Genomic DNA, 4,708 nt, shown 5'->3' on the forward strand with positions numbered 1-4,708 from the left:
CTGACCAGATGGAACAGCCTGCCGTTCTGCCCGGAAAAATGCATCGGGATGACCGACGCCCTGGCGTCCTGGACGAGACGGGCGGGAAACATCTTCCACGGCAAGTCGCGTGCCTGGCCAAAGCCCTTCGGCGCGGTGGCGACACCGCCGGCCGGAAACACCACGATGGTGACGCCTTCCTTCAACAGCCGCACCGCCTCATGGCGCACGGCCATGTTGTTCTTCAGCGCGTCCTTGGTCTCGGAAAAGTCGATTGGCAGCGAGTAAGGCTCCATCTCGCGGATCTTGAGCAGGTCCTTGTGAATTATCACCCGGAACGGGCGTCCGAGCTGCTCGACCAACGACAGCACGGCAATGCCGTCACCAATGCCGAACGGATGATTGGCGACGATCACCAGCGGCGTGTTCGGCAACTGTGCCGGCGGCCACTGATCCGATGTCCGCACGCGGACGTCGATCAGTTCGAGCATACGGCTGAACACGCGTTCGCCTGTCGGCACGACCTGGCGGCGCCAGAAATCATAAAGTGCTGTGTAGCGGTCGCGGCCCGACAGGCCTTCGACCGAATGAATGAACCAGCGTGTCAGCGCCGGCTGGCGCGGATTGGCATAGGAAAGCTCGGGAAAGGGTCGTTCGCGCAATTTCAGCTTGAGCATGAGGGCTCGTTACAAGGTCGGCGTGACAGGGATATGAAGTAACCGATGTTCCGCCCCCACCGGCACTGGCCCGATGGGGTCAAGGCGCGGAGGCGAGAGCGTCTTGGCGGCCCGACGGTGGTTTGCTACACGAATCTCATGATCATACGACCAGAAAACGCCCATGACATTGCAGAAATCCGCGCGCTGGTCACCACCGCTTTCGACGGTGCGCCATACAGCGCTGGAACGGAGGGAGCCATTGTTGACGCCCTGAGAGCGGGAGGCGCGTTGACGGTTTCCTTGGTGGCAGAACAAGATGGTGAGATCGTTGGTCATGTCGCCTTCTCTTCAGTCAAGATCGACGGCACCGAAGTCAATTGGTACGGTCTCGGGCCAGTTGCAGTGCGACCTGACCGACAGCGGCAAGGCGTCGGTGTTCAGCTAATAGAAGCTGGACTTGACCGGATAAAATCGCTTGGCGCGGCTGGATGCGTGGTTCTAGGCGATCCCGGCTACTATTCCCGATTTGGGTTCAAGGCCGACCCCACTCTGAGGTTTCCAGACGTTCCGCCGGAGTATTTCCAATGTTTGGATTTTGGCCCTGACGCTCGGCAAGGCGTCGTCCTTTATCATCCGGCTTTTTACGGAGCCTAATCCACTTCACAAGGCGTGGTGGTCGCGTCTTCAAGGCAGCGCGTCCTGGCAATCAACCCGATGGTCGCCGACAAGGTGTGAAGGACATACCGCCTACTATGAAAATGGCGGTGGATCGCTCCACCGCCATTTGGTCGAAACCATGCCAATCAAGCCGCGCGTTTGCGCCGGCGGTCGGGTGTAACAGCTTCCTCGGTCAGTTGCGCGATCGCCTGGTCGAGGCCAAGCGATTCCTGGTCGCGCGAGCCCAGCCGGCGCATGTTGACGGTCTGCTCTTCCGCCTCGCGCTTGCCGCAGACGAGGATGACCGGAACCTTGGCTAGGCTGTGCTCGCGGACCTTGTAGTTGATCTTCTCGTTGCGCAGATCCGCTTCCGCCAACAGCCCTGCGGCCTTCAGCTTTGCCACCACCTCGGTCGCATAGCCGTCGGCATCCGACGTGATCGTCGCCACCACCACCTGCAGCGGCGCGAACCACAGCGGGAAATGGCCGGAATAGTTCTCGATCAGGATGCCGAGGAAGCGCTCCATCGAGCCGCAGATCGCGCGGTGCACCATCACAGGCTGCTTCTTCTCGGAATCGGAGCCGATATAGAAGGCGCCGAACCGTTCCGGCAGGTTGAAGTCGACCTGCGTCGTGCCGCACTGCCATTCGCGGCCGATGGCATCCTTGAGCACATATTCGAATTTCGGGCCGTAGAAGGCGCCCTCGCCCGGATTGATCGAGGTCTTGATGCGATTGCCGGACCGTGTCCTGATCGTCTCCAGCACGCTCCCCATGATCGCCTCGGCATGATCCCAGGCTTCGTCGGTGCCGACGCGTTTATCGGGCCGCGTCGACAGCTTGACGCTGATTTCGTCAAAACCGAAATCAGCATAGGTCGACAGGATCAGATCGTTGATGCGCAAGCACTCCGCGGCCAGCTGCTCCTCGGTGCAGAAGATGTGCGCATCGTCCTGCGTGAAGCCGCGAACGCGCATCAGCCCGTGCAGCGCGCCCGACGGCTCGTAGCGGTGCACATTGCCGAATTCCGCAAGCTTTACGGGAAGATCGCGATAGGACTTCAACCCATGCTTGAAAATCTGCACATGGCCCGGACAGTTCATCGGCTTCAGCGCGAAGACCCGGTCGTCATCGGTGTCGTCGCCGGCGACCGTCACCTTGAACATGGCGTCGCGATACCAGCCCCAATGGCCTGACGTCTCCCACAGGCTCTTGTCGAGCACCTGCGGCGCGTTGACCTCCTGATAGCCCTGCTCGTCGAGGCGGCGGCGCATGTAGTTGACCAGGTTCTGGAACATCTTCCAGCCCTTGGCATGCCAGAAGACGACGCCCGGTCCCTCTTCCTGGAAATGGAACAGGTCCATCTCGCGGCCGATCTTCCTATGGTCGCGCTTCTCGGCCTCCTCCAGCATCATCTGGTAGGCTTCGAGCTGCGCCTGATCAGCCCAGGCCGTGCCGTAGATGCGGGTCAGCATCGGGTTGTTCGAATCACCGCGCCAATAGGCGCCGGCCACCTTCATCAGTTTGAAGGCATTGCCGATCTGCCCGGTCGAGGCCATGTGCGGGCCACGGCAGAGGTCGAACCAGTCGCCCTGCGCGTAGATCTTGAGATCCTGATCCTCGGGAATGGCGTCGATCAACTCCAGCTTGTAGCGTTCGCCCTTGTCGGCAAACACTTTTTTCGCCTTGTCGCGCGACCAGACTTCCCTGGTGAACGGCTTGTTGCGCGCGATGATCTCACGCATCTTCTTCTCGATCACCGGAAAATCGTCGGGCGTGAACGGCTCGTTACGGGCGAAGTCGTAGTAGAACCCGTTCTCGATCACCGGCCCGATGGTCACCTGCGTTCCCGGCCATATCTCCTGCACGGCTTCCGCCAGCACATGGGCCGCGTCGTGGCGGATCAGCTCCAGCGCGCGCGGGTCGTCGCGGGTGACGATCTCGACCTTGCCGGACTTGCCGAGCGGATCGCTGAGATCGCGAACCGTGCCGTCGATCGCATAGGCGACCGCCTTCTTGGCCAGCGATTTGGAGATCGATTCGGCGAGGCCAGCACCGGTCATCGCCGCGTCATATTCGCGGACGGAGCCATCGGGAAATGTCAGGGAAACGGAATTCAGCATATATATCTCCTATCCAGTCCCGCAAACGAGCGCGGGTGGTTGAAATGCATGTCGCCCAAAAGTGTATGGCGGTTTTTGGGTACGACATGCATAGGGAAAAGCCGGATGCGTCCGGCAGCGGCTGTCTTTTATGGACAGATTCCGCCGCCGTAAAGCCCGGCTCAAATGTCAGCGTTCATTTGATGAGGAGCGGCAAATCCTTCAGGAACGCAGCCCGGGTCTTGAGGCCCTTTGGCATGTCCGTACGGTTGGCATCGACGACAAGCCGCGCAAAGACGATCTGGCGGCCATCCTTGTTCGCCCATCCGACGAACCAGCCAAGCGAGCGCTTGTCCTGGACCTTGTCGGCGTCGTTGCGCAGCCTGGTGCTGCCGGTCTTGCCTTGCACCGTCCAATCCCCGGCCTGGAAGGTCGGGATGATGGCTGATGTCATGTCGTAGGCCTTGGCCGAGACAGGCAGCTTGCGGGCCAGCAGCTTGCGCAGGAATTCGACCTGCTCGACCGGCGTGATCTTGAGCGAGGAATTCACCCAGGACTTGGTCAAACCATCATTCTTGCCGGGATTACCGGAAACATCGGCATTGCCGTAGTCGAATTTCGAGACATAACCGGCAAAACTCTCAGACCCAAGCCGGCGGGTGATTTCCCGGGAAAACCACAGGATCGAATCTCGCTCCCAGACCACCGGATCGACGGTCTTCTGATCCCGCTTCACCGCGCTGAATTCAGGCTTGTAATCCCAGCTCGGCGTGTGCTCGTCGCTCAGGATCCCGCTGTCATAGCCGATCAGCGACAACGGCACCTTGAACGTCGACGCCGGGCTGAACCGCTGGTCGCACACCCCGTCCTGGTAAAGCGTCTTGCCGCTCGCCGCATCGGCGATCACCGTGCACTGCACGTCCCCCAGCGGCGCCGATTGCGCGCGCAACGGAAATCCCAGCAGCCAGGCGAGCAGGAACAGTATCCCGGCAAAGATGAAGGGAAGACGGTCGAAATTGCGCATTTGTCTGCTCGCTCAAGAGGGGGGTTCGCGAGCGGCTTAGCGAGGTCTCTTGTCTCGATTTTGTCTCAAATGCGCAGTCTTTGTGCAGGCTGTTGTTAACCCTACCGGATCGTAAACGGGCAGAGCCGCCGGTACCTGACCGACGCGATCACCCCTGCGCTTCGCCGCGCTTGCTGCCGATCCGCCAGTACCGCCATGGCGTGAACCAGACATAACGATCCTCCAGCACCTCCGGCACGCGGTCGATGCCATGCGTGCCGAATGGCCCGCAGCGCAGCACACGGAAC

General features: G+C 60.8%; 4 protein-coding genes and 1 pseudogene. 1 reads left to right on the plus strand and 4 read right to left on the minus strand.

Annotation, left to right across the window (positions count from 1 at the left end; all coding sequences use genetic code 11):
* Window positions 1-656, minus strand: a 656-nt coding sequence (locus tag EN984_RS23165; RefSeq protein WP_127277268.1) for a 1-acyl-sn-glycerol-3-phosphate acyltransferase, incomplete at its 3' end; no start/stop codon positions are given.
* Window positions 657-794: 138 nt separating this feature from the next.
* On the opposite strand from EN984_RS23165, the gene EN984_RS23170 reads away from it, so the two are divergent.
* Complete coding sequence (locus tag EN984_RS23170) at window positions 795-1,292, plus strand: N-acetyltransferase (RefSeq protein ID WP_127267641.1); 498 nt, start codon at window positions 795-797, stop codon at window positions 1,290-1,292.
* Window positions 1,293-1,441: 149 nt separating this feature from the next.
* Here the strand turns inward: EN984_RS23170 and thrS are convergent, their stop codons facing one another.
* From thrS to EN984_RS38950, 3 genes and pseudogenes are all read right to left on the minus strand, one after another.
* A complete protein-coding gene (gene thrS, locus EN984_RS23175) occupies window positions 1,442-3,418 on the minus strand; it encodes a threonine--tRNA ligase (protein ID WP_127267642.1) in 1,977 nt (658 codons plus the stop codon).
* Window positions 3,419-3,593: 175 nt separating this feature from the next.
* Window positions 3,594-4,421: a class D beta-lactamase gene (gene blaOXA, locus EN984_RS23180; RefSeq protein WP_127267643.1), complete on the minus strand. Its 828-nt coding sequence runs from the start codon at window positions 4,419-4,421 to the stop codon at window positions 3,594-3,596.
* A 148-nt stretch (window positions 4,422-4,569) separates the two neighbouring features.
* Window positions 4,570-4,708, minus strand: a pseudogene (locus EN984_RS38950) (membrane protein insertion efficiency factor YidD); the annotation flags it as partial.

The sequence above is a fragment of the Mesorhizobium sp. M7A.F.Ca.CA.004.12.1.1 genome, assembly GCF_003997835.1.
Taxonomy (GTDB): domain Bacteria; phylum Pseudomonadota; class Alphaproteobacteria; order Rhizobiales; family Rhizobiaceae; genus Mesorhizobium.

What these genes read in the sequence shown, in the direction of transcription:
- EN984_RS23170 (WP_127267641.1), top strand. Translation starts at nt 795, where the DNA reads ATGATCATACGACCAGAAAACGCCCATGACATTGCAGAAATCCGCGCG.
- thrS (WP_127267642.1), bottom strand. Translation starts at nt 3,418, where the DNA reads ATGCTGAATTCCGTTTCCCTGACATTTCCCGATGGCTCCGTCCGCGAA.
- blaOXA (WP_127267643.1), bottom strand. Translation starts at nt 4,421, where the DNA reads ATGCGCAATTTCGACCGTCTTCCCTTCATCTTTGCCGGGATACTGTTC.